This is a genomic window from Methylomonas koyamae, assembly GCF_019669905.1.
Lineage (GTDB): Bacteria > Pseudomonadota > Gammaproteobacteria > Methylococcales > Methylomonadaceae > Methylomonas > Methylomonas koyamae.
Window position 1 is genome coordinate 4709699 of sequence record NZ_AP019777.1, and the last position, 23272, is coordinate 4732970.

General features: G+C 60.2%; 22 protein-coding genes. 12 read left to right on the forward strand and 10 right to left on the reverse strand.

Annotated elements, in window-relative coordinates:
- Positions 1-76 precede the first annotated feature (76 nt).
- The 8 genes from MKFW12EY_RS21180 (at position 77) to mtgA (ending at position 12450) form a co-directional block, all read left to right on the forward strand.
- On the forward strand, positions 77-2461 hold the full coding sequence (locus tag MKFW12EY_RS21180) for a penicillin acylase family protein (RefSeq protein ID WP_221053722.1): 2385 nt from the start codon (positions 77-79) through the stop codon (positions 2459-2461).
- A 258-nt stretch (positions 2462-2719) separates the two neighbouring features.
- Positions 2720-3196, forward strand: a complete 477-nt coding sequence (locus MKFW12EY_RS21185) for a type IV pilin protein (RefSeq protein WP_054763410.1) — start codon at positions 2720-2722, stop codon at positions 3194-3196.
- A 10-nt stretch (positions 3197-3206) separates the two neighbouring features.
- Positions 3207-6080 carry an EAL domain-containing protein gene (locus tag MKFW12EY_RS21190; protein ID WP_221053723.1) on the forward strand — a complete coding sequence of 958 codons (2874 nt, stop codon included), beginning with the start codon at positions 3207-3209 and terminating at the stop codon, positions 6078-6080.
- Between the two features lie 79 nt (positions 6081-6159).
- A complete protein-coding gene (gene tssJ, locus MKFW12EY_RS21195) occupies positions 6160-6666 on the forward strand; it encodes a type VI secretion system lipoprotein TssJ (RefSeq protein ID WP_054763412.1) in 507 nt (168 codons plus the stop codon).
- A gap of 259 nt (positions 6667-6925) precedes the next feature.
- Positions 6926-7429 carry an RNA polymerase sigma factor gene (locus MKFW12EY_RS21200; RefSeq protein WP_054763370.1) on the forward strand — a complete coding sequence of 168 codons (504 nt, stop codon included), beginning with the start codon at positions 6926-6928 and terminating at the stop codon, positions 7427-7429.
- A gap of 139 nt (positions 7430-7568) precedes the next feature.
- Positions 7569-8528, forward strand: a complete 960-nt coding sequence (locus tag MKFW12EY_RS21205) for a FecR family protein (protein ID WP_221053724.1) — start codon at positions 7569-7571, stop codon at positions 8526-8528.
- A gap of 101 nt (positions 8529-8629) precedes the next feature.
- Entirely contained in the window at positions 8630-11062 is a 2433-nt protein-coding gene (locus MKFW12EY_RS21210; RefSeq protein ID WP_054763369.1) for a TonB-dependent siderophore receptor, read from the forward strand.
- A gap of 734 nt (positions 11063-11796) precedes the next feature.
- A complete protein-coding gene (gene mtgA / locus MKFW12EY_RS21215) occupies positions 11797-12450 on the forward strand; it encodes a monofunctional biosynthetic peptidoglycan transglycosylase (protein ID WP_245006382.1) in 654 nt (217 codons plus the stop codon).
- 16 nt (positions 12451-12466) lie between these two features.
- On the opposite strand, the gene yjgA is transcribed toward mtgA, so the two are convergent.
- The 5 genes from yjgA to MKFW12EY_RS21240 are packed head-to-tail and all read right to left on the reverse strand — an operon-like array spanning position 12467 to position 16145.
- Complete coding sequence (gene yjgA, locus MKFW12EY_RS21220) at positions 12467-13129, reverse strand: ribosome biogenesis factor YjgA (protein ID WP_221053726.1); 663 nt, start codon at positions 13127-13129, stop codon at positions 12467-12469.
- A 1-nt stretch (position 13130) separates the two neighbouring features.
- Positions 13131-13313, reverse strand: a complete 183-nt coding sequence (locus MKFW12EY_RS21225; RefSeq protein ID WP_054763368.1) for a hypothetical protein — start codon at positions 13311-13313, stop codon at positions 13131-13133.
- A 28-nt stretch (positions 13314-13341) separates the two neighbouring features.
- Complete coding sequence (locus tag MKFW12EY_RS21230; protein ID WP_054763367.1) at positions 13342-13929, reverse strand: phosphoheptose isomerase; 588 nt, start codon at positions 13927-13929, stop codon at positions 13342-13344.
- Positions 13930-13932: 3 nt separating this feature from the next.
- The gene (locus MKFW12EY_RS21235) at positions 13933-14301 is read right to left on the reverse strand and encodes a YraN family protein (protein WP_054763366.1); all 369 of its coding nucleotides are present in this window, start codon (positions 14299-14301) and stop codon (positions 13933-13935) included.
- Positions 14301-16145, reverse strand: a complete 1845-nt coding sequence (locus MKFW12EY_RS21240) for a penicillin-binding protein activator (RefSeq protein ID WP_221053727.1) — start codon at positions 16143-16145, stop codon at positions 14301-14303. The genes MKFW12EY_RS21235 and MKFW12EY_RS21240 overlap by 1 nt, the downstream gene beginning before the upstream one ends.
- 19 nt (positions 16146-16164) lie before the next feature.
- Between MKFW12EY_RS21240 and rsmI the strand changes: the two genes are divergently transcribed.
- On the forward strand, positions 16165-17019 hold the full coding sequence (rsmI, locus tag MKFW12EY_RS21245; RefSeq protein WP_064023168.1) for a 16S rRNA (cytidine(1402)-2'-O)-methyltransferase: 855 nt from the start codon (positions 16165-16167) through the stop codon (positions 17017-17019).
- A gap of 5 nt (positions 17020-17024) precedes the next feature.
- Here rsmI and MKFW12EY_RS21250 read toward each other — a convergent pair whose 3' ends face one another.
- Genes MKFW12EY_RS21250 through MKFW12EY_RS21265 form a run of 4 tightly spaced genes read right to left on the reverse strand, consistent with a single transcriptional unit; the run spans position 17025 to position 20047 of the window.
- Positions 17025-17330 carry a hypothetical protein gene (locus tag MKFW12EY_RS21250; RefSeq protein ID WP_054760735.1) on the reverse strand — a complete coding sequence of 102 codons (306 nt, stop codon included), beginning with the start codon at positions 17328-17330 and terminating at the stop codon, positions 17025-17027.
- Positions 17331-17368: 38 nt separating this feature from the next.
- Positions 17369-17923: a DUF2058 domain-containing protein gene (locus MKFW12EY_RS21255; RefSeq protein WP_054760734.1), complete on the reverse strand. Its 555-nt coding sequence runs from the start codon at positions 17921-17923 to the stop codon at positions 17369-17371.
- 53 nt (positions 17924-17976) lie between these two features.
- Positions 17977-19197, reverse strand: coding sequence for a hypothetical protein (locus tag MKFW12EY_RS21260; protein ID WP_245006383.1), 1221 nt, complete (start codon positions 19195-19197; stop codon positions 17977-17979).
- 4 nt (positions 19198-19201) lie between these two features.
- Positions 19202-20047, reverse strand: a complete 846-nt coding sequence (locus MKFW12EY_RS21265; protein WP_064023171.1) for an outer membrane protein assembly factor BamD — start codon at positions 20045-20047, stop codon at positions 19202-19204.
- A gap of 83 nt (positions 20048-20130) precedes the next feature.
- On the opposite strand from MKFW12EY_RS21265, the gene rluD reads away from it, so the two are divergent.
- The 3 genes from rluD to MKFW12EY_RS21280 are packed head-to-tail and all read left to right on the forward strand — an operon-like array spanning position 20131 to position 22620.
- Positions 20131-21081, forward strand: coding sequence for a 23S rRNA pseudouridine(1911/1915/1917) synthase RluD (rluD, locus tag MKFW12EY_RS21270; protein WP_054760745.1), 951 nt, complete (start codon positions 20131-20133; stop codon positions 21079-21081).
- Complete coding sequence (gene pgeF / locus MKFW12EY_RS21275; RefSeq protein WP_221053729.1) at positions 21062-21790, forward strand: peptidoglycan editing factor PgeF; 729 nt, start codon at positions 21062-21064, stop codon at positions 21788-21790. Before rluD ends, pgeF begins: the two co-directional genes overlap by 20 nt.
- Positions 21787-22620, forward strand: a complete 834-nt coding sequence (locus tag MKFW12EY_RS21280) for a ZIP family metal transporter (RefSeq protein ID WP_221053730.1) — start codon at positions 21787-21789, stop codon at positions 22618-22620. Before pgeF ends, MKFW12EY_RS21280 begins: the two co-directional genes overlap by 4 nt.
- 22 nt (positions 22621-22642) lie before the next feature.
- Here MKFW12EY_RS21280 and MKFW12EY_RS21285 read toward each other — a convergent pair whose 3' ends face one another.
- Positions 22643-23230 (reverse strand): Uma2 family endonuclease, encoded by a 588-nt coding sequence (locus MKFW12EY_RS21285; RefSeq protein WP_054760732.1) that lies wholly within the window; start codon positions 23228-23230, stop codon positions 22643-22645.
- Positions 23231-23272 lie beyond the last annotated feature (42 nt).

The following is a 23272-nucleotide window of genomic DNA, read 5'->3' on the forward strand; positions in this document are numbered from 1 at the left end:
CTCACCCGCCGGCCGTTGCCGTTTGCCCGAATCTCGGGTAAAACCCTTCGCAATTTTTCGAACTGGGTGGATAGGCATGGCTAAAGCTAAGAGATTCCGCCGCTATCTGGCGTTGGCCGGATCGGCGTCGCTGTTGGGTGCCGCCGGCCTCGGTTATGCCTGGCTGCGCAGCTCGTTGCCGGCTCTGGACGGCGAGCGTAACTTGCCGCAGTTGGCGGCGCCGGCGACGGTCGCCACCGACAGCCACGGCATTCCGTCGATCCGCGCCGGCAGCCGCAGCGACGCGGCTCGGGTGTTGGGTTACGTTACGGCCCGCGACCGTTTGTTTCAAATGGATTTGATGCGGCGCAAGAACGCCGGCCGCCTGGCCGAGATTTTCGGCGACAAGGCCTTCGCCAGCGACAAACAGGCGCGGATTTACGGCTTCAACGTCCGCGCCGGCCGCGTGTTTGCGTCGTTGCCGGCCGCGCACCGCGACTATTTGCAAGCCTATGCCGACGGCGTCAACAGCTATCTGCTGCAAGCCAGGGCGTTACCGTTCGAGTTCGGCGCCCTCGGTTACAGTCCGGAACCCTGGCAAGCCGAGGATTGTTTGCTGGTGGTGTTCGGCATGTTCGAAACCCTGACCGCCCGTGCCGAACAGAGCGAGCGAATGCTGAGCGTGATGCAGCAAACTCTGCCGGCCGACGTCGCTGCATTTTTTACGCCGGATACCGACCGTTATACCGACCAACTGTTGCACACCGCAGCGTCATTGAGGCCGCCGCGGCCGTTGCCGGCTGCGGCCTTGCAAACGCTGTTGGCTCAAAACGGAAGCGCAGTTCCGCAATTGGCCGACGCCGGCGCCGGCGAGTCGCTGGCCGGTTCCAACGCCTGGGCCGTCAGTGGCCGTAAAACCGCCGACGGCCGGGCGATTCTGGCCAACGACATGCATCTGAGCATCAACGTACCCAACATCTGGTACCGGATCGAACTGGCCTATCCCGGCGTCGAGGCGGTCGGCGTCAATTTGCCGGGTACGCCGTTTCTGATCGCCGGCAGCAACCGGCATCTGGCCTGGGGCATGACCAATGTCGGCGGCGATTTTCTGGATTTGGTCCAACTCGAAACCGATACGGACCATGCCGGGCAATACCGGGTCGGCGCCGAGTGGCAGGACTTCGAACTGCGGCGGGAGACGATTCGGATCAAGGGCGGCGGCGAACGCGAGCTTACCGTCCGGGAAAGCCGCTGGGGTCCGGTCGCCGACAAGCCTTTGCTGGGCCGGCCGGTGGCGATTCGCTGGGCCGCGCTGGATACGGCAGCGGTCAATACCGAATTGCTGGAATTGGAGCAAAGTCAGAGCCTGGAGCAGGCCTTGGCAATCGCCAACCGTGCCGGCGGGCCGCAGTTGAATATTTTGTTCGCCGATAGCGGCGGCCATATCGCCTGGACCCTGACCGGCAAAATTCCGCTGCGGTTCGGCGGCGACGGCGCGGTCAGCAAGTCCTGGGCCGACGGCAAAACCGGCTGGAGTGGCTATTTGCCGCCAGAACGAATGCCGCGCAGCGTCGACCCGGAGCAGGGATTTCTGGCCTCGGCCAACGAACGCCGCTTCGGCGCCGATTACCCGGTCGTGATCGGCCATCAATTCGCCAACGGTTACCGGGCGTTCCGGATTTCGCAAAAGCTCGGGCAAATCCCGCAGCACGACGAATGGTCGTTGTTCAATCTGCAATTGGATACCGAATCGGAGTTTTTCGATTATTACCGGCAACTGGCCTTGCGCGCGCTCGGCGCTATCGACCCGGCCGCGCAAGCGGATGCGGCGGCGATGCGGGATTATCTGCTGGCCTGGAACGGCCGGGCCGACAGCGATAGCCTGGGCCTGCCGTTGTTGGTCGAATTTCGCAAACAACTGATAGAAGCGGTATTTCCGCCGTTCCTGGCGGCTTGCAAACAAGCCGATCCGGATTTCAGTTACGCCTGGAATTATGCCGATACGCCGCTGCAAGCCCTGCTGAACGCCGCCGATCCGGCACTGTTGCCGGATGCCGGCCGCTACCGCAGCTGGGACGGCTTCGTCGCCGCGCAACTGGAACAGGCCGCCGCTAAACTGCTGCAGCGCAATCCCGGTAAACGCTTGGCCGATTTGACCTGGGGTTCGCAGAACAAGGCGGCTTACGCCCATCCGTTCAGCAAAGCCATGCCGTTTTTGGCGGCATTTTTGAACGTGCCGGAGCAGACTCTGGCCGGCTGCACCGGCTATTGCGTGCGGGTGGCCGGCGCCAATTTCGCCGCCAGCGAGCGGCTGGTGGTTTCGCCGGGACATTGGCAGGACGGCATCCTACATATGCCCGGCGGCCAGTCCGGCCATCCGCTGTCCGAGTTCTACATGGACCAACAGCCCTACTGGCTGCAGGGCCTGCCGCTGGCATTGCAAGCAGGCGACGCGGCATACCGATGGACGCTGAAACCCTAACCGGCACCGATGCCGGCATGGTCTCGCCTGGCGGCCGGCGGAGCAACCCTAAGTTCTTGGTCCGATACCGTAACCCTCGACATTCCGCTATATTTGGCGACGGCTTGGCGCGAACGCGTTACGCGATCGGCGTTGGATTTTCGCCGCCGGCAATTTGGCGGCAGGTGGTTTTAAGGTAACCTCCCGCCATTTCGCGCCTGTTTTCGGCCGTGCCAATAGTGCCTGACCGACGCATCCGACAATATTGGTTATCCAGCAATGTTAAGCAACAAAATCGACCGATCCGGTTTCACATTTATCGAGGCGCTGCTGGCGACGGCTATCGTCGGCATCTTGGCGGCAATTGCGGTTCCGGCCTATAACGGTTACATCGACCGCACCAAAAATTCGCTGGCGATCAGCCAGATCATGGCGATCCAGACCGAAATTGAACGCTACTACACCCGCGAATTCCGCTATCCCGACGCGCTGGCCGATTTGGGCGCAGCGCTGCCCGGAGCCGGTCTCGATCCGTGGGGCAATGCCTACGTTTATCTGAACATTATCAACGGCGGCCCCGGCGTGAAAGGCGATGTCCGCAAAGACCATGCCTTGAATCCGATCAATACCAATTACGACCTGTACAGCAAGGGCAAAAACGGCGTGACCAAAAAGCAAATCAGCCAGAAAGACAGTCTGGACGACATTATCGTCGCCCGCGACGGCAGCTTCGTCGGTTTGGCGGCGGATTTTTGAGTTAACGGCCATGAGCTGGACGCTGCCGATATCCAACAGCAAGGTGGCGCGGCGGATTTTGCTGTCGTTCGTACTGGCGGCTCTGGTGCCTATCCTGCTGTCGGGTGCGCTTTCCTACCGCCAAGTGGAAAGCCAGTTGCATAGCCAGACCGGCAAAGCCCTGCAGCGCAGTTGCAAGGACTACGCTTACGGCCTGGTCGGGCGATTGATATTTCTCGACAGCGCGTTGCGCATGGCGGCGTTACGGTTAGGTCAAGCAGACGTCGGCCGCGGCAACCCGGTGATCGGCGAAGAAGGTAAACAATGGCTGCAGGGCCAATTTGCCGGCGCTGCGCTGGCCGGCCCGGACGGCCGGGTCCGGCCGTTGTTCGGGGACGACGAGCTGCCCGGTCTGGCCGCGTCGGAGATGGCGGCGGTCGGCTCCGGCAAAACCTTGATCAAGGTGGCGGCGAATCGGGCCGGCGGCTCCGGCTTGTGGATGGCCGTCAATCTGGTCGAAAACCGGCCGGAAGCCGGGGCGCTGATGGTGCAATTGAAGCCGGAACAGCTGTGGGACGCGGAAAACCTGGATCCGAACAATCTGGTGTGGGTCATGGACGCCGCCAGCCGGCAGGTGTTGTTCGCTTCCGAGGCCGAATACGCGCTGCCGGCCGACGCCAGAGACAGTCTGGCGCAATTGAACGGCGGCCAATTCGATTGGCAAATCGGCGGCGAAACCTATTTGACGGCGTCGTGGAAATTGCCGATCAACAATCTGTTTGCCGGCTCCGATCTGGTCATCGTCCAAAGCCAGCCGGCCGCGGTGGCTTTTGCCGGCATGCGCCAATTCAGCGCGATTTATCCGCCGGTGATCGCGCTGGCGCTGCTGGCCGTGATTTATTTGAGCCTGCGCTTGATCGCCAAGTACTTGACCCCGCTGGCCAGCCTGAAAGCCGCCACCCAGCAAATCGCCGCGGGCAATTTCGAGACCCGGATCAATATCGACAGCCGCGACGAATTCGAAGCCCTGGCCGATTCGTTCAACACCATGGCGCAACGCCTGCGCGGCCAATTCGATCTGCTCGCGGCGATGGCCGAAATCGACCGCACCATTCTGTCGGCCTTGAATGCCGAGGATATCGTCGAAATCGCACTGAGCCGGCTGCCCGGCATCCTCGGCTGCGATTTGATCTCGGTCGCCGATGTCGACCCGGTGCAATTGGCCGTCGGCAACATCCGGATTCGCCGCGCCGGGCAAGCTAGCGAGCTGTTGGCCGAACCTTTATTGCTGGAGCGCCATGACTTTAGCGGATTGCTCGAGGCCGGCATCCAACTGCTGACCGCCGAACCGAACCGGCCGCCGGCGTCGGCCTATCTACAGCGTTTGCACAGCGACGGTAATTGGCAATACCTGATCTTGCCGGTGGCTATCAACGGCGCCTTGGCGGCGCTGCTGTGCCTGGGCTACCGGGCGCCGAATACCTTGTCCGCCGAAGCGAAACAAGCCGCGGCCAATTTTGCCGACCGCATCGCCGTAGCGTTGTCGAATGCGGCCTGGGAGGAAAAACTCTACCGTCAGGCGCATTACGACCCGTTGACCGGCCTGCCCAACCGCTTGGTGCTGCACGACCGGCTGGAGCAGGAACTGGCCCGAGCCAGCCGCGACGGTGCGCAGATTGCGGTGTTTTTTCTGGACCTGGACCGTTTCAAGAATATCAACGATTCGCTCGGCCATTCGGCCGGCGACGAGCTGTTGGCGCAGGTGGCGCGGATTTTTCTGCAATGCGTGCGTAAAACCGATTTGGTGGTCCGGCTGGGCGGCGACGAGTTTGTCGTCGTGCTGTCGGACTTGCATCTGCACGCCAATCCGGCCGTATTCGCCACAGCAATCGCCGAAAAAATTCTGGCAGCGCTACAGCGCACCCTGGTCGTGGCCGGGTTGCCGGTGACGGTCGGCACCAGCCTCGGCATCGCCATGTTTCCGGGCGATGCCGACAATGTCGAGGACTTGTTGAAAAATGCCGATGCGGCGATGTACCACGCCAAGAGCGAGGGCCGTGGCGTGTTTCGGTTTTATTCGCCGGAATTGAATGCCGCGGCGTTGGAAAACATCAAACTCGAACACGAACTGCGCGAGGCGGTGGCCCGGCAGGAATTGCTGGTCTATTACCAGCCCAAGGTGGATTGGAGCGGCCGCATCGTCGGCGCCGAAGCGTTGATCCGTTGGCAGCATGCCGAGTTGGGCATGGTGTCGCCGGCCAAGTTTATTCCGCTGGCGGAACAGACCGGATTGATCGTCGAAATCAGCGACTGGGTGCTGGAACAAGCCTGCCTGTGGGCTAAATATTGCCACGAGCAGGGTTTTACGCCGTTACGGATTTCGGTCAACTTATCCGCGATCGATTTCAAACGGCCGGATCTGGTGGACAAGGTGGCCGCGATCTTGCACGCGACCGGCGTCGATCCGCACTGGCTCGAACTGGAGTTGACCGAGTCGGTCGTGATCGGCGACGTCAAAAGCTGTATCGCCCGGATGCTGCAGTTAAAAGCCCTGGGTTTGACGCTGTCGATGGACGATTTCGGCACCGGCTTTTCGTCTTTGTCCTACCTGAAGCAGTTACCGTTGGACGTATTGAAAATCGACCAATCCTTCGTCCGCCAGCTCGATACCGACGATAACAGCGAAGCCATTGTCCGGGCGATTCTGGCCTTGGCTGACGGCTTGGGTATGGAAACCATCGCCGAAGGCGTCGAAAACCAGAGCCAAGTGGAATTTTTGAAGCAACAGCATTGCGCGTTGTTTCAAGGCTATTTGTTCAGCCGGCCGTTGCCGGCCACCGAGTTTTTGCATAGTTTGCAAGCCGCTTCCGGCCGGCCGGAAGCGGAACGGCCGGTTTCGCAATGAGCGTTTGCCGCCGGCTGCGCGCAAGGCGTCCGCTCTATGGCAGAATGCGGTATTACGATTTTAATTAGAGGGTATTGCCATGCCGTTATCCAGACTGCTACCGATTTTATGCAGCGTTATGTTGCTGTCCTGCGCCGAGACGCCGGAAGCACCGGCGCCGATCCCGCCGACCCAGTTGACCTTGCAAATCAATGCCGGCAAACAATTGAATCCGGACGCGGCCGGCAAAGCCTCGCCGGTATTGCTGCGGATTTACGAACTGCGCGAGCAGAGCGGTTTCGCCGCCGCCGATTTCTTTACCTTGTTCGATAAGGAGCAGGTTGCGCTAGGCGGCGACTTGCTGCGCAAGCAGGAGTTGCTGATCAAGCCCGGCGAACAGAAAACGCTGCCGATCGAACCCGCCGCGGACACGCGCAAGATCGGATTTTTCGCCGCGTTCCGCAAACTGGACGACGCCCAATGGCGAGCGCTGGCGCCGTTGGTCTTGCACCAAAACAACACGATAACGTTGGATATGGACCGTAACGCCCTCGCGGCCAAAGCGACTGCGGTGGAGCCCGCTCCGGCGGCCCCGGCCGAGCACTGAGTCGCCGGCCGGCACGGATTCTCGCCTTGGCCGCGCCGGCAGGTGCGGACAGGGTCCGCTCCGTTTACTGCCGCCGCCGCGAATCGTTATTAAACTATGTTAAATAAATCCTCCCGCTGCGGCATATCGCCCATTTATTGCGTGCCGTAGCGGCCGAAATGTTTCCGGACTATCGCTAAGCCGTTGTTGCAATAGGAGCAGGCGGCAACCTGGCACGAGTATTGGTTGCCTCCGGCCATCGCTTCGCCTAGCCGGGACCATGAGCACCATTCTAAATATTTCCGATCTGATCAAAACCTACGACGACGAATTGCGCCGCGTCACGTTCCGGCGTTGCGGCTGCGTAGACACGGCCGGCGACATCGTCCAGGAAACCTACCAGCGCATGCTGGCCGGCGACTTGTGGCGCCAGGCCGAAAATCCGCGGGCCTTGTTGCACCGCATCGCCGCCAATCTGGCAACCGATTACGAACGCCGCCGTCAAGTGCGCGAACACTATGCCCACTATGAAGACGCTACGGCGGAGGACGCCGGTGCCGATAGCGCGGCCGATCCGGAACAGATCAACGTCGCCCGCGAGCGCCTGAGCCGGCTGGTTTCCGCGGTGGAGCGGCTGCCGCCGAAATGCCGCAGCGTATTCGTCATGCGTAAATACGACGGCTTCAGCCATGCCGAGATCGCCGAACGCTTGGGCATCTCCCGCAATATGGTCGAAAAGCATCTGCGCAACGCGCTGGCGGCATTGCAGGACTGCGACGACTAGCCCGCCTCCTGTTTTTGCGCCATCGCGCGTCCTATAATGGCAACGCTTCCACCCTTAGGCTGCCGATGAAAACGCCCACTCCCACTTGCCAACCGCTGCCGCGCGCCAGCGTCCTGCCGACCGGCAGCGAGGTAGCGCGATGAAGATCGCCGAATCGGTCAAGGCCGAGGCCCGCGCCTGGTGGGTTAAGTTGGACGGCGGTAGCGACGATCCCGAACTGTTAGCCGAATTCCAGCGCTGGCTGGCGGCCGATGCCGCACATCGGGAAGCCTATCGGCGTTTGCAGCAGTTGTGGAGCGATCTGGCGGAAGTGGAAAGCCGCTTGGTTCCGGCGTCCGCCGACATGCCGCTCCAGCCGCGAGAACCGGTTTCGGCGAAAGTCCGGCAGCGGGTCCGGTTGCCGCTGGCGCTAGCGGCGAGTGTGGCACTGTACTGGCTGAGTCCGTTGTCGCTGGGTTTGCGCGCCGATTTTCATACCGGTTTCGGCGAAGTGCGCGACATTGCGCTCAGCGACGGTTCCAGCGTGCATTTGAACGGCAACAGTGCGCTGCAGGTGCAATTCGGCAACGGCCAACGCAGTTTGACGCTGCTGCGCGGAGAAGCGCTGTTCGAAGTTAGCCCCGATCCGGCCCGGCCGTTTCGGGTGCAGGCCGGGGACGGCGTGATCACCGCGTTGGGCACGGCCTTCAACGTCCGCCTGGACGGCGGCCGGGTAGTGGTCGGCGTCACCGAACACAGTGTTGCGCTGGAGCTGCAGCGCGACGGCAGGCCGCAACGCGGCGTGCTGCTGGAAGGCCAACAGGCCGCGTTTGCTGCCGAGCAAGGTATCGGTCCGGTGCAGGCGGTAGACAAGCTGGCCGCTTCGGCCTGGCGCCGCGGCAAACTGGTGTTCGAAGACCGGCCGCTGGGCGAAGTCGTCGCCGAATTGAACCGCTACCATCGCGGGCTGTTGCTGGTCGGCGATTCGGCGCTGGCCGAACGCCGGGTCAGCGGCGTATTCGCCACCGGCCAGCCGCTGGCGGTGCTGGCCGCGCTGGAGTCCGCTCTCCACATCCGTTCCACCCGCCTCGGCGATTATCTGATTCTGTTACACCGCTGAAACCGGCATTCCGGTTTTTTTCCTGCCCTCGCCTCCTGTTTTCGGCTGCTGGTGCGTCAAAACCAGTGTTAGCCATCAGATAACAACGTAGAGGGATATTCATGACAGCGAAACACACCAAGAATCGGGCCGGCCGGAGCTGGAAAAGGCAGGTCGCGGCTTTAGCCCTGGGCGCGGGAATTGCGGTTACGCCGGCCCATGCCGACAACGCCGTGCGGCCGTTCGATATTCCGGCCGGGGCGCTGGCTACGGCCTTGAACCGGCTGGCCGAAAGCGCCGGCTTGCAATTGGTTTACGACGCAGCCATCGCCGAAGGGCTGAGCAGCCGGCCGCTGCGCGGCAGCTACACGCCGGAAGCGGCGCTGCAACAGTTGCTGCGCGATAGCGGTTTGAGCTACCGCATTGTCGAGAACGGCAACGTGGTGATCGAAAAGCAGGCGTTGAATTACCGGCAGGACCCGGCCGCATTGCCGGCGGTCAACGTGATCGGGAACAAGGCTTACGACCCGAACAATCCGTTTAACCCGTTTTACGCGGTACCGGACGCATCCACCGCGACCAAATCCAATGTCGCGATTATGGACACGCCGGTGTCGATTCAAGTCGTGCCCCGCTCCATCCTGAACGACCAACAGGCGGTCCGCTTCGAGGACGCCGTGATCAACAACGTCAGCGGCGTGCAGCGTTCCTACGGCACTGCCGATATGTACGAAAGTTTCATAATTCGCGGCTTTAATTCGACCGAACAAAACTACCGGAACGGCTTCAGGCGCTCGATGGGTAAATTCGACGTGGCCAACATGGAACAAATCGAAGTGCTGAAAGGCCCGGCCGCGGTGCTGTACGGCCGCTTGCAGCCCGGCGGCATGGTCAATTACGTGACCAAAAAACCGCTGGCCACGCCGTATTACGCTCTGCAACAGCAATTCGGTTCGTTCAGCGAATTTCGCACCAGCGTCGATGCCACCGGGCCGCTGGATCAAGCGAAAACGCTGCTGTACCGCTTCAACGGTGCTTACGATAGCGGCGAGTCGTTTCGCGACATCGTCGACCACGAACGTATTTTCATTGCCCCCTCGCTGACTTGGCGGCCGAACGACCGCTTCGAAGCCAATCTGGATCTCGAGAAACGCCACGACAACTACATGGACGACTACGGCGTGCCGGTGTTGGACAACAGGCCGGTCAACGGCCGGCGCAATTTGTTCACCGGCGATCCGGCGTTCCGGCCGCGCCAGGACAACACGCTGGTTTACGCCGACTGGAGCTTCAAATTCAACGACGACTGGGCCATCAAACATAAATTCCAGTGGGACGAAACCGACATCGTGTTCGGCGGGCCGGGACCCAACGGCAAGCTGAATGCGGACGGCCATACTCTGGGCCGCTGGGTGATTACCGGTACCTCCGAACGGCGCTCTTATTCGACCAGTCTGGATCTGACCGGCAAATTCGAGACCTACGGCCTGAAACATAACGTGCTGGTCGGCGGCGACTGGTTTTTCTTCAACCAGGATGCGCCGGACAATATGTTCGCCTCCAGCGACTGGGGCGATCCGATCAATTCGACCTTCGATATCGACAATCCGCGCTACGACACCATCGATGTCGCCGCGGTCAACGCGATCCGACCCAACTGGTTCTGGCGCGAGCGCGAAGATTGGTACGGCGTTTATTTCCAAGACCAGATCACGATCTGGGACAAATTGCACATCATGGGCGGCGGCCGCTACGACATGGCCGGCTACGGCGGCTTCGGCGGCACGTCCTGGGAAGCCACCAAAACCGGCTTCAGCATGCAGCACGAGGATAAATTCACGCCGCGGGTCGGTGTCCTGTACCAGCCATGGGAATGGTTATCGGTGTACGGCAATTACGTCGAATCCTTCGGCAGTAACAACGGCCGCAATGCCTTAACCGGCGGCACTTTTCGACCGCAATCGGCCGAACAGTACGAAATCGGCTTCAAGACCGAGTTGTTCGATAAACGGCTGTCGTCTACCGTGGCCTATTACCATCTGAAAAAAACCAATATGCTGACCGCCGACCTCAGCACGCCCGATCCGTTGGACCAAGTGGCGATCGGCGAAGCGCGCAGCCAGGGCATCGAGGTCGATATCAAAGGCCAGCTCACCGAGAATTTCAATCTGGTCACGACCTATGCTTACACCGACGGCCGGGTTACCAAAGACAACAACGGCACGGAAGGCAAACGTCTGCTGAACGTGCCCGAGCACCAGGCCAGCCTGTGGGGTACCTACCAGTTTACCGAGCATTTCAAGGCCGGCCTGGGCGGCGTGGTGGTCGGCAAACGCGAGGGCGATACCGCCAATACCTTTCAGTTGCCCGGTTATACCCGACTGGATGCGATGGCGGCTTATGTGCAGCCGATCGGCAAAACCCGCCTGACCGCGCAAGTCAACGTCTATAACTTGCTCGACAAGGAATATTTTACCGGCTCGACCTCCTGGATACCGACCGCCAACGTCGGTGCGCCGATTTCGGCGATGGGCTCGTTGAAGCTGGAATACTAAAATCCTGCCTAGCGTGCGAAGAGGCCGTTCCCGCTCGACCGGGAGCGGCCTTGCCGCTTTTCATTTTCTGTTTACGAACAGGCAGACGCTGCTGCCGGTCTGGCTCTAGCCGGACACAACGTAACGATGGGTTGCGATTGCGGATTTGCTGATTTTTGGTGCGGATTGCACCAGATTGAATGCCGATTGCACTCCGTGCCGGCAGCGAATGTGCGCTGTTGAGGTCATCCCTGCCTGGATAGAAGTGTTTCGTCCACGCTTCTATCCAGGTATTCCCTGGCGTCGTTGTTTTCCATGTTCACGGGGGAGAGAACTTAACATCCTTGATGCCGCAATTTATATAACATTATTCGTGCCAACTCCGTATGTTGGCGTTTTTTCGGGTCGGCAACCGATTCGCGGCGCCTGACAGCTTGATTACTATGTTATATGCCGCAGCGGAAGCGTGTTTTTAGGCGATTTGACGCAATTTTTCGTTGGGCCTGCCGCTGGCCGAAATTGAGGGCCGACGGCCTGACGCACCCGTTCGCCAACGTTGCACAGATTTGGTGCCGATTGAATCGCGCCCGGCGGCAGGGCGATACATCGCCATTACCGGTTAATCGTGGATAATATCGGATTTGTTGATCACGCCGGCACCGCTTGTGAAGCATTTTCGCCACCCCGCACGTTATCGATTGCCGCCTAGCCGGCGGAGCAAGCCGGCTTCCGGTTGGCCCAGGCGGGCGAAACGTTTGGCAGCCTATGCCGTTGGCTTTTTTCTGGCAGGTTCTTTATTGCTGGTAGCGGCGCTACGGGTTTTGCCGGCGCCGACTTCGGCCTTCATGCTGCACCAGCATATCGACGATTGGGTCGAGGGCAAGGGTTACCGGCCGATCAGCCAGCGTTGGGTCAGCCGCGAGCGGATTTCGGCGCATGCCTTCCATGCCGTGGTCGCTTCCGAGGACCAATTGTTCTACCAGCATAACGGCTTCGACGTCGATGCGATCGGCAAAGCCTTCAACCAGTATTTACGCGGCGGCAAGTTGCGCGGCGCCAGCACGATCAGCCAGCAAGTGGCGAAAAACCTGTTTCTGAGCCCGGCGAAAAATTTCGTGCGCAAGGCCTTCGAGATTTGGTTTACCGTCTTGATCGAAGCTTTGTGGGACAAGCGGCGGATTTTGGAGGTGTATCTGAACATCGCCGAATTCGGCGACCATTTGTTCGGTATCGAGGCCGCCAGCCGGCATTATTTCGGCATACCGGCCCGGCAATTGTCGGCGGCGCAAGCGGCCTTGCTGGCCGCCACGCTACCGAATCCGATTCTGTTGAAAGCCGACCAGCCCAGCGCTTATCTGCTGAAACGGCAAAGCTGGATCCTTGGCCAGATGCGGGCCTTGCCCGATTGAGGGAACCGGCTGCAGATCAGTCCAGATCGTGTTCCGGCTCTGCGTCGTCGGTTGCGGCGGAATGGCCCGTGTCGCTAATCAACTGTTTCAGGTATTTGTAGAGCAGGCGCGCCGACTTCGGCGGTTTAGCCTCTTTGGCTTCTTTCAGCGCGTTGCGTTGCAGTTGGCGCAGATGCTGGGTGTCCGCTTCCGGAAATTCGGACACCAGTTGCGTCAGCGCGGCATTGCCGGCTTCGCCCAACAGTTGGTCGCGCCAACGCTCGGCCTGGTGATGTTCGCGCACGCCGTGGGCGCTGCGGTTTTTCAAACGCGCCAGCTTTTCCCGGATCGCGTCGACGTCCAGCTCGCGCATTTGGCCGGTGATGTACTTCAGCAGGCGCTTTTTCGCGGCGTTGCGACCCATTTTGCCGGCGTCGCACAGCGCTTTTTCGATGTTCTCCGGCAATTCGAACTCGGCGATGTGCGCCGGCGCCAATGCGCTGATTTCTTCCGCCATCGCGAAAATCGCCGCAATCTCTTTTTTGATCCGGGTCTTGTTGGGCCTAACCGCGTAATATTCGACTTCGTCTTCTTCTTCCGCTTCGTCGTCGTAGGCAAATTGGGTGCGGTCGTCGTAGCCGTCGTCCTCGAAATCGTCCTCGTCTTCGAATTCTGCGTCGTCGTAATCTTCGTGTTTCATGTCAAACCATAGCTATTAAAAACAATACGAACATGGCCACCGCAAGCAGCGGCACGATCACGCCGGACCAATCGGACGGGCTGTTTTTGCTGCGTTCGATCGCGGCTTTGACGCCGGGGCGCATCCAGAACAGGATCAGCAGGGCCAATAGGCCCAGCAGCAGATTTTCCCAGGTCGATTCCATAACTTGCTCGCGAGTCGGGTCCTGCGGCCTAGCCGCCGAACAATTGGTGGTCGATCAAATCGCACAGGCAGTGCGAGATCAGTAAATGCACTTCCTGGATGCGGGCGGTGGAATCGGACGGCACCCGGATTTCGATGTCGGTCTCGTTCAACACGCCGGCCAGAGCGCCGCCGTCCTTGCCGCTGAGGGCGATGACGGTCATGTCGCGGTCGTGGGCGACTTTGACGGCCTTGACGATATTGCCGGAATTGCCGCTGCTGGTATAAACCAACAGGATGTCGCCGGCCTGGCCCAGCGCCCGCAATTGTTTGGCGAACACTTCGTCGTAGTGGTAGTCGTTGGCGATCGAGGTAATGGTCGAGGTGTCGGTGGTCAGCGCAATCGCCGGCAGCGCCGGCCGTTCCCGCTCGAAGCGGTTCAGCATTTCCGAGGAAAAGTGCTGGGCGTCGCCGGCCGAACCGCCGTTACCGCAGGTCAGTACTTTCCGGTCGTTGACCAAGGCTTCGACGATTTTCTGCGAGGCGAATTCGATCAGCTCGCACAAGCTGGCCATCGCATTCTGCTTGGTTTGAATGCTGTCGGAAAAATGGGCGATGATGCGGTCTTGTAAGCTCATAGTTCAGGTTTGAAACGCGTTTTTGATCCAATTGAGGCGGTTATCGCCGGAGATTGCCACGACATCGAAACGGATCGCGCAATGGCTCAGGCCGTTGATTATGACATAGTGTTGCGTGGCCGCGACGATGCGCGCCTGCTTTTGCGCGGTAATACTGGCCAACGCGCCGCCGAATTGCTCCGATTTGCGGTAGCGGACTTCGACGACGACCAGCACGGCACCGTCGCGCATGACCAGATCCAGCTCGCCATGTTTGCAGCGGTAATTGCTGCAGACCGGTTGCAGGCCTTGTTGTTGCAGATAGGCGGCGGCCCTTTGTTCGGCGCCGGCGCCTTTTTGCAGATGGGCCGGTTTGGGCTTGCCGAACAGCATTATTCGACGTAGGCGGCCGCGGCCGGTACGCCGGCCTTGAATTCGGCACAGGCCAATTTGCGGGTGATGCGATTTTCGCCGTTCAACGCTAACCGCCCGGTGGCGCCGGGGTAAGGCGTGGCGGCCAGTTGGCCCAATTGGCCCAGCAGATTGAAGGCATCCACCCCCAGCGCCACCAACTTGATCTGGCTGTCGCTCAGGCCTTGCCAAGCGCTTTGCAATGCCTGTTGGCTGAGCGGTCCGCCGTAGACCTCGCCGAACAGCCAGGGCAAATCGCAGAACGCGATTTTGCCCAATTCGGTGTCTTTGGCCGGATTGGGCCGGCCGCTGTAGATGTTCGGCATCGCGTAGACGGCAAGCTCGCTGCTCTGGCTGTAGCGCAATTGCGGCGCAATTTCTCTGGCCTGTTCCGGCCCGGCGCTGATGAACACGGCCAGCGCCTGTTTTTCGCCGGCGGCATTCACGCTCGGCGCCAGCAAGGCTTTGACCACGGCGCTGAAATCGCGCGATTTCGGATCGTAACTCTGCACCCCGAGCACCGAGCCGCCGCCGGCTTGCCAGGCCGACATCAGATAATGGCGGATGCGTTGGCCTTGCGGCGTTTCCGGCGTTAACAGCACCGCGTTCTGCAAACCATCGCGGCGGGCTTTCAGTGCCAGTTGTTCGGCGTCGTCGATCGGGCTCAAGCCGAATTGGTACAGATTGGCTTTGCTCAGATTTTCGACGTGGTTCAAGGCCAACACCGGCACGCTCAACTCGCCGCTGTCGGCCAAAGTCTGAATCTGCTCCTTCACCAACGGGCCGATCACCTGTTTGGCGCCGTCGGCGACGGCCTGTTTATACAGCGCGACGATATCGCCGGTTTCGCTGTCGTAATATTTCAACGCCGGCTGCGGCGCGGCGCTGGCCGCCAGGCGGTAGGCGGTGGCCAAGCCGTTTCTGACCGCTTTGCCTGCGGCCGCATATTGGCCGGAATTGGGCAGCAGCACCGCGATGATCGGCCCGCTGGCTGCCGTCGCCGCCGGTTGCGGCGTTTCCGGGCCGGACTCGGCCGCCGCTTCCGCAACAACGGCCGGCGCCCCGTTCAAATAGGCTTGCAGGTAGTCGGCATTGGCCGGATGGCCGGGGAAGGTTTGCTTCCATTGCTGAATTTGGCCGGCGCTGTCGAAACCAGGCAGATTGCGTTGTTTCAGAATTTTGGCCAACGCCATCCAGCCGCTCAATTCGTCGGCGACCGATGCGGTCGTGCTCAGGGTTTCGTTCGGCAACACGCTAAGCGCGTCGAGAATGGCGATAATGTTTTGCTTTTGCCGGTCGCGGTCGGTCAGAATCCGGCCCAGTTTCAACCGCATCCGCACGCCGGCCAACACGTCGCCGGTCAACGAATGGGCGAAAGCCATCGACTGGTAATAGGCGATCTGATCGGCTTCCGCCAACACGGCCGGACGCACGCCTTCCAGTTTGCGCACCGCGCTTTCGGCATCTCCGCTACTGAGCGCAATCTCGCCGTCGAGCAATTTGTATTTGCTGGTTTGCTCCGGATTCAATTCGGCCGGATTGACGCCGTCCAAGGCCTGGCGAGCGCCGTTACTGTCGCCGGCTTGCAAGCGGGTATCGGCGTCCAGCAGCCGCAGCGCGCTGCGGCTGTCGTGCAAACGGTAGCTACGCGCCGTGGTTGCGGCTTCCGCCGGTTTGGGCCGTTTCGCGCTGGCCGGCGGCTTGACTTCGAACTGCGGTTTGCGGGTCGGCGGCTCGCCGGCGCAAGCCGACAGCAGCAGCAACCCGAAAACGCAGCAACCCGGCAAGCGACGCGGCATAATGGCGGCCAAATTAAATGCGGACATGAGAGGCCTTGGAAAACAGATGTACGGAAAATTATACGTGGTTGCCACGCCGATAGGGAATCTGGCCGATTTCAGTTTCCGAGCCTTGGAAGTATTGAAACAAGTGGATCTGATTGCCGCCGAGGACACCCGCCACGTCAAGATGCTGTTGTCGCATTACGGCGTCAACAAGCCGCTAACCTCGTTGCACCAGCACAACGAGGACAAGGCTTCGTTGGGTTTGGTCGAACGGATGCAGCAAGGCCAATCGGTCGCACTGGTGTCCGACGCCGGCACCCCTATCATCAGCGATCCGGGCCTGCCGCTGGTCAGGTTGGCCCGCCAGCACGGCATCGACGTGACCCCGATTCCGGGCGCTTGCGCCTTGATCGCCGCCTTGTCGGTGGCCGGTTTACCGACCAGCCGTTTCAGCTTCGAAGGCTTTCTGCCGCGCACCGCTTCGGCCCGGCGCGAATTTTTTCGAGACAAACTCTCCGACGAATCGACCTGGGCCTTTTACGAGTCCAGCCACCGGATTCAGGCGGCGCTGGAAGACATGGCGGCGGTGTTTCCGGCCGAGCACCGCATTGTCGTGGCGCGCGAGATTACCAAGCTGCACGAAACCATCGCCGACGGTAGTCTGGCCGAGGTGTTGGTGCGGGTACAAGCCGACGAAAACATGCGCAAGGGCGAGTTTGTCGTTATCGCCGCCGGCAGCCCGCCGGCGGAAAAATCGGATCAAATCAGCGACGCGGAACGACGGATATTAGCTTTGTTGCTGCAAGAATGTTCGATCAAAACCGCCGTCGCCCTGGCGGTGGAAATCACCGGCCAACGCAAGAAAACGCTATACCAGGCCGCGTTGGCGATGCAGGGCGAAAGCGGCGGCCGATAGTCGGGTCAGTTGTAGCGGCCGCTGGGGTCCGGCGTGAAGACCCCGACCGGGCGGGCGAAGGTAAACCGCGCCGGGGTCAGTACCAGGGCTTCGGCGCCGATGGCAAAAGCATCGTGCGGCGGCGCGATTGCGGCAAAAGCCGTCAGCGGCGATACCGCGGCGAACAGCGCGGAACCGACCAGCGTCGCGATCAAGCCGACCGGCCGGGCAACGACGACGTCGACCAGAAAGGCGCCGGTCGGCGTCCGCTCCTCGGCGGCCAGCGGAGCAGCGGCCAGCAGTAATAGGCTCAGGGCAACGGCTTTGTGCATGGCGGAACTCCTGTGTTTCTAAATTTGTTGGCGGCCGGCTACCACATCAAGTCGTCCGGAATCTGGTATGCCGCGTACGGGTCGTCTTCGGCGGCAAGATCTTGGCTGGCTTCGTTCAACACCACCACGCTGGCCGCATCGCGGATTTGAATCTTGCGCGCCACCTCGGCCGGAACGATTTCGTAGCGGTTTTCCAGTTTGGCGATGCCGGCGCGGCCGTTGCTCAACGCATCGCGGACTTTTTCGGCGACGTACAGGGTTTTGACTTTATTGGCGTCGGTGAAGTTGTAAGCCACGCCGTTGGCGTCCTGGGCGATGCGATTCAGTTCGACGATTTGTTTGATTTGCGCCGCCAGGGCTTTCTGTTCTTCGGCCAGCTTGCGTTGCCGGTTCAATTCGCGGTCGCGTTCGGCTTGTTGTTGGCGCAATTGTTCCGCACTGAGTTTTACTTCGTCGACAGTCTCGACGCCGTTATTGCGCTCCAGTTTGGTCTGTTTGCGCTTTTCGGCCTTGACCTGTTTCAGCTTGGCGTCGTTGGACAGGCCGGATTTCAACAGTTGTTCTTGCAGCGACAAGGTTTGCGGTTTTTTCATGGCGAACGGGCGGAAATGGACTTAAAAAACGCCGGCAGCATAGCACAAAGCGCTTATTGGCCCAGCATCTTGCCGGTGGCGTACTGCCACCAACTCAGCGGCTTGGTCAACGGCCGTTCGCAGCGGTCGTAGCCCTGGTATTCGATGCCGCGGAAAATGTCGTCGCGCAGCCAGCGGTAGGCGGCCGGCGCACTCTGTTGCAGCCGCTCCGGAATCAAAATGTATTGCGCGACCAATTCGGCCAGTTTTTCCTGGGTATTGCCGTCGTAACGGCCCTGGTTGACCTCGCCCAGATACTCGAAGGCCTCGAACCATTTCGACGGCCACAGCGCCAATTGCGCTTCGGCGATGGTTTTCATGATGTCGGCGTCGTTGGAGATCTTGTGGTACTTGTAGAAAAAGTACAGGTCGTCTTCGCCGTTCCAGAAATGGAAATTGTCTATGGTATGCGCAATCTCGTGAACCACGATGGGTAGCCGGAAATCGACCAGATACTGCACGCCGATGTCGCGGTAACTGCCGCCTTCCTTGCCCTTGTCGAACGCTTTCACGGTAAACACGATCAGATTCTGGCCGCTGAACACCTGGGCCACGGTTTGCGAGCGGAAGCCGATACCGGGTACCAGAGTCAACGGATGGGTGTGGTCCTGCCAGATGCTGTTTTTGTAATCTTCCTGAAACGCGTCGCGGATCAGTTGTTGCATCGCTGTGGGTTTGTCGGCGATTTCCTGTTCCAGCTTGTCCACCGGTTTGGCTTTGCTGATGCTTTGCCGCAGAAAGGCCGGAATTTTGCGGATGGCTTTCTCGAAGATACGCAGATGGTCGGCGGAAAAGCGTTTCACCTCGTAGCGGTAATCGTCGCTGTGTTTGACCACGGTTTTGGTGTCGTAAAACAAGGCCAACGCCCGCCAGGCGGCTTCGCGGTCGCCCCAGTATTTTTCCAGTACGCACAGCTCGCCGGCGGCGTTACCGGCGCAGTCTTCGCGGTAATCGGCCAAATCGTCCAGGTGGTCCTGATTTTTGTGGTCGGTCAACACCGCCACGGCCTGGCTGCGCAATCCGGGATGCTCGGTTTCGTAGAAACGGATGATGTCGGCCAGTGCGGCGGTCGGCGTATATTGCTGTTGGCTGGTGGCGCACAGCAATTCGGCGGTTTGCGACAGCGTAAAGAAGTGGTTTTGAAATAACGGCGCCGGCGTAGCGCCGGCGGTTGCGGCGTAACCGAGCAAAAGTCCCAGTCCGCCGCGGTGCAATAAGGTGGACGGCGCGGTCAAACGCTTATTTGTCCAGACCCATCGCATCCCACAGTTTTTGAATCGCGCCTTCGTCTTTGTAATTGCCTTGCGGGGCACCGTTCGGGTAATTCAGTTTAAAGACGCGTTCGGCATCTGTGGCCAGTTCGTCCATGCCCAATTGGCGGTAGCCGTCCTGCATGATTTGCAGCGCAAACGGCACCGCCGGCGTGCGCTGGTATTCCTTGACGATGTAATTGGCGCGGTTGACGGCAGCGATGTAGGCTTTGCGCCGCATGTAGTAATCGGCGACATGGACTTCGTACATCGCCATGTTGTTGCGCAACGCGACCATGCGCAGCTTGGCGTCGGCGGCGTATTCGCTGTTCGGATAGCGGCGGATCAGTTCCTGGAAGTTGTCGTAAGCGTCCTTGGCCGGGCCGGGATCGCGTTGCGAGGAGTCGGTCGGCAAAAAGCGGTCGATGAAGCCGATGCCGCGGTTGTAGTTGATCAAGCCTTTCAGATAATAGGCGTAATCGACTTTGGGGTTGCGCGGATGGATTTTGATGAAACGGTCGGCGGCAGCAATCGCGGCTTCCGGATCGTCGTTCTTATAGTAAGCGTAAGCGACGTTGAGTTGGGCTTGGGCGGCGTAGTCGCCGAACGGGTAGCGCGATTCCAGCGCTTCGTACAACGTCACCGCCTTCGAGTAGTTTTTGTTGTCCAACGCTTCCTTGGCTTTTTCATGGAACATTTTGTCGTCCCAGCCGGCGTATTCCTCTTCCTTCTCGCTGGCCGAACCCTTGCTGGAAAATGCTTCCAAGGTTTCGCAGGCAGGCAGCAGCACGATCAGGCCGGCGGCGAAAACGGTTTTTACTAAAACTAATCGCATACGTTTATCAACACGTTGTAATATTGCTGGTTTTTTGCGGCATTTGGCAGCATTTGGGCCGCGAGTATAACTTAAAAACGACTATGACGATATTGACGGCAAGGGTTCCCGAGGAACTGGCGGGTATGCGGCTGGACCAGTGTTTGGCCGAGGTGTTCCCCGATTATTCGCGCAGCAAATTGCAGACCTGGATCAAGGCCGGCCGGGTGCTGGTGGACGGCGAGGTCATGAAAGGCCGCGAGAAACTGGACGGCGGCGAGGAGATCGAACTCGACGCCGAAGCCGAGCGCGTCATCGAATATGCCGCCCAGGAAATTCCGTTAGACATCAAATACGAAGACGAGTCGCTGCTGATCGTCAACAAGCCGGCCGGTTTGGTTGTACATCCGGCGGTCGGCAATTGGGACGGCACGCTGGTCAACGCCTTGCTGAACCATGCGCCGCAACTGGAAACCTTACCGCGCGCCGGCATCGTGCATCGGATAGACAAGGACACCAGCGGCTTGCTGATGGTGGCCAAGACCCTGCAAGCCCACAACAGCCTGGTCGAGCAGTTGCAGGAACGCAGCATCCACCGCGAGTACCTGGCCCTGGTCAAAGGCTGGATGACTGCCGGCGGGACGGTCAACGCCCCGATAGGCCGCCATCCGGTGGACCGCAAGCGCAACGCGGTGCGCCGCGACGGCAAGGAAGCGATCACCCATTATCGGCTGGAGCAGCGCTTCAAACGCCATACCTTGATTCGCTGCAAACTGGAAACCGGCCGCACCCACCAGATTCGGGTGCATATGGCCCACATCAATTACCCGCTGGTCGGCGATCCGGTCTACGGCGGCCGCTTTCAAATGCCGGCCGATTGCAGCCCGGCTCTGGCCGACGCGTTGCGCAACTTCAAGCGCCAGGCGCTGCATGCCGCCAAGCTGGGGCTGGAGCATCCGGAAACCGGCGACTATTGCGAATGGGAGCAAGCGCTGCCGGACGACATGGCCAAACTGATCGAATTACTGGCCGAAAATGAACTGGATCAAGCCTGATTGGCCGCTGCCGGCCAAGGTGCGGGCGGCAGTCACTTTGCGTAGCGGCGGTGTCAGCGTCGGCAGCTACGCCAGCCTGAACCCGGCCGGCCACGTCAACGACGATCCGCAGCATGTGCAACGCAATCGGCAAATCATCCGCGACCTGCTGGAATTGCCGGCCGAACCGGTTTGGTTGCAGCAAGTTCACGGCATCGATGTGGTCAAGGCCGACCAAGTGCTTGCCCTGCCAACCGCCGATGCCAGTTATACCGACCAAAGCGGAGTCGTCTGCGCCGTATTGACGGCCGATTGCCTGCCGGTATTGTTTTGCGGCGACGGCGGCGACAAAATCGCCGCGGCACATGCCGGCTGGCGCGGTTTACAGGCCGGCGTGATCGCTGCGACCTTGCGGGCTATCGATTGCCGCGAGGTCTCGGTTTGGCTGGGCCCGGCGATCGGGCCGCAGCATTTCGAAGTCGGCGCCGAGGTACTCGAGGCTTTTCTGGCGTCCGATCCGGGGCATTTCGCGGCTTTTACCGCGCACGGCCCCGGCAAATGGCTGGCCGATATTTACCAACTGGCGCGCCGGCAACTGGCCGGGCTGGGCGTGGAGCGGGTGTTCGGCGGCGACTATTGCACTGTGGCCGATCCGGCACGGTTTTACTCTTACCGCGGCGACGGCGCCACCACCGGCCGCATGGCGAGTTTGATCTGGAGAGTTTCTTGAGCGTATTGCTGTTTATCGTTTTGTTCACCGCACTGGGCGGGGTTTTGAGCGTGCTGGCGGCGGCCTTGTTTTTGCTGCTGCCGGAGCCGCAGCAAAAACTGGTGTTACCGCACGGCATCAGCTTCGCCATCGGCGCGTTGCTGACCGGGGCATTTTGCGGTTTGATCCCGCATGCCTTCGAAGAAGTGCAACCGCAACAACTATCGACGCTGTCGGCGACCATCCTGGCCGGCATTCTCGGCTTTTTCGTGTTGGAAAAACTGCTGGTCTGGCGCCATTGCCATTCCAATGCGTGCGAGGCGCACGGCGAGGACTCCCACGACGACCACCATCACGGCCATAACCACAGCCACGGCAGCGGCCACCGGCCGGCCGGCATGTTCATCATCCTCGGCGACGGTATTCATAATTTCGTCGACGGCGTGTTGATCGGCGCGGCGTTTTTGACCGACGTCCAGCTCGGCATCGTCACCAGTCTGGCGGTGGCTGCCCATGAAATTCCGCAGGAGGTCGGCGATTTCGCGATATTGCTGCACAGCGGCTACCGCCGCGGAGAGGCGTTGTTTTACAACGTCCTGGCAAGTCTGACCACCGTGGTCGGCGGCGTGTTGGCCTATTTCAGCCTGGGCGATCTGCACCACGTGCTGCCTTATTTTCTGACGCTGGCCGCGTCGAGCTTCATCTATATCGCCGTGGCCGATCTGATTCCTTCGCTACACCAGAAAACCGACATGAAAACCTCGCTGCAGCAGATCGGTTTTATCCTGGCCGGCGTCGTATTGATTTTGGTGATGCAGGGTATTGCCCACCGGTTCGAGGGCGCCGCTTAGCGCCTCTAGGATCGGTCCGGGTTTAAGTCGAGACGGCCGGCGAAACCGGTTCGCCAAATTCGACACCCTCGTAAATCTCCTTGACCGACAATTCGAAACCGACCGATTCGAACCGGACCTGCTCGCCAGCCTGGTAAAGCTGCAAATCCCACTGTTCGCTACGGCGGTAACATTCCACGCGTTGCGTATCCTGGGCGACCAAGACGTATTCTTCCAGGCTTTCCAGCTTGCGGTAATGGTGGAATTTCTCGGCACGGTCGTAGCGTTCGGTAGCATCGGACAAGATTTCGACGATCAATTTCGGCCGGCTGTTGTAATGTTCGGCCGTATCCGCCGCCGCACAGGTCACGTGCAGGTCCGGGTAAAAGAAACAGTCGTCGCTGGCGGTTTGGACCCGAACCTTCATGTCGGAATTGAAAACCCGGCATGGCGAACCGCGCAAATGAGCAAACAAAGCGCCGGCCAAATTCATGCTGATCAGATTGTGCGCTCGTTTGGCACCTGACATCGCATAAACTTCGCCGTTGATATATTCGTGTTTGATTTCGCTGAGCAACTCGCCTTGCAGGTAGTCTGCGACGCTCAGGTGTAGTTTTTCCGCTAAAGCCATAGCCTGTATCCGCTGGATTGGGTCCGCCGATTGTAACGGCTA

What these genes read in the sequence shown, in the direction of transcription:
- MKFW12EY_RS21180 (WP_221053722.1), top strand. Translation starts at nt 77, where the DNA reads ATGGCTAAAGCTAAGAGATTCCGCCGCTATCTGGCGTTGGCCGGATCG.
- MKFW12EY_RS21185 (WP_054763410.1), top strand. Translation starts at nt 2,720, where the DNA reads ATGTTAAGCAACAAAATCGACCGATCCGGTTTCACATTTATCGAGGCG.
- MKFW12EY_RS21190 (WP_221053723.1), top strand. Translation starts at nt 3,207, where the DNA reads ATGAGCTGGACGCTGCCGATATCCAACAGCAAGGTGGCGCGGCGGATT.
- tssJ (WP_054763412.1), top strand. Translation starts at nt 6,160, where the DNA reads ATGCCGTTATCCAGACTGCTACCGATTTTATGCAGCGTTATGTTGCTG.
- MKFW12EY_RS21200 (WP_054763370.1), top strand. Translation starts at nt 6,926, where the DNA reads ATGAGCACCATTCTAAATATTTCCGATCTGATCAAAACCTACGACGAC.
- MKFW12EY_RS21205 (WP_221053724.1), top strand. Translation starts at nt 7,569, where the DNA reads ATGAAGATCGCCGAATCGGTCAAGGCCGAGGCCCGCGCCTGGTGGGTT.
- MKFW12EY_RS21210 (WP_054763369.1), top strand. Translation starts at nt 8,630, where the DNA reads ATGACAGCGAAACACACCAAGAATCGGGCCGGCCGGAGCTGGAAAAGG.
- yjgA (WP_221053726.1), bottom strand. Translation starts at nt 13,129, where the DNA reads ATGAAACACGAAGATTACGACGACGCAGAATTCGAAGACGAGGACGAT.
- MKFW12EY_RS21225 (WP_054763368.1), bottom strand. Translation starts at nt 13,313, where the DNA reads ATGGAATCGACCTGGGAAAATCTGCTGCTGGGCCTATTGGCCCTGCTG.
- MKFW12EY_RS21230 (WP_054763367.1), bottom strand. Translation starts at nt 13,929, where the DNA reads ATGAGCTTACAAGACCGCATCATCGCCCATTTTTCCGACAGCATTCAA.
- MKFW12EY_RS21235 (WP_054763366.1), bottom strand. Translation starts at nt 14,301, where the DNA reads ATGCTGTTCGGCAAGCCCAAACCGGCCCATCTGCAAAAAGGCGCCGGC.
- MKFW12EY_RS21240 (WP_221053727.1), bottom strand. Translation starts at nt 16,145, where the DNA reads ATGTCCGCATTTAATTTGGCCGCCATTATGCCGCGTCGCTTGCCGGGT.
- rsmI (WP_064023168.1), top strand. Translation starts at nt 16,165, where the DNA reads ATGTACGGAAAATTATACGTGGTTGCCACGCCGATAGGGAATCTGGCC.
- MKFW12EY_RS21250 (WP_054760735.1), bottom strand. Translation starts at nt 17,330, where the DNA reads ATGCACAAAGCCGTTGCCCTGAGCCTATTACTGCTGGCCGCTGCTCCG.
- MKFW12EY_RS21255 (WP_054760734.1), bottom strand. Translation starts at nt 17,923, where the DNA reads ATGAAAAAACCGCAAACCTTGTCGCTGCAAGAACAACTGTTGAAATCC.
- MKFW12EY_RS21265 (WP_064023171.1), bottom strand. Translation starts at nt 20,047, where the DNA reads ATGCGATTAGTTTTAGTAAAAACCGTTTTCGCCGCCGGCCTGATCGTG.
- rluD (WP_054760745.1), top strand. Translation starts at nt 20,131, where the DNA reads ATGACGATATTGACGGCAAGGGTTCCCGAGGAACTGGCGGGTATGCGG.
- pgeF (WP_221053729.1), top strand. Translation starts at nt 21,062, where the DNA reads ATGAACTGGATCAAGCCTGATTGGCCGCTGCCGGCCAAGGTGCGGGCG.
- MKFW12EY_RS21285 (WP_054760732.1), bottom strand. Translation starts at nt 23,230, where the DNA reads ATGGCTTTAGCGGAAAAACTACACCTGAGCGTCGCAGACTACCTGCAA.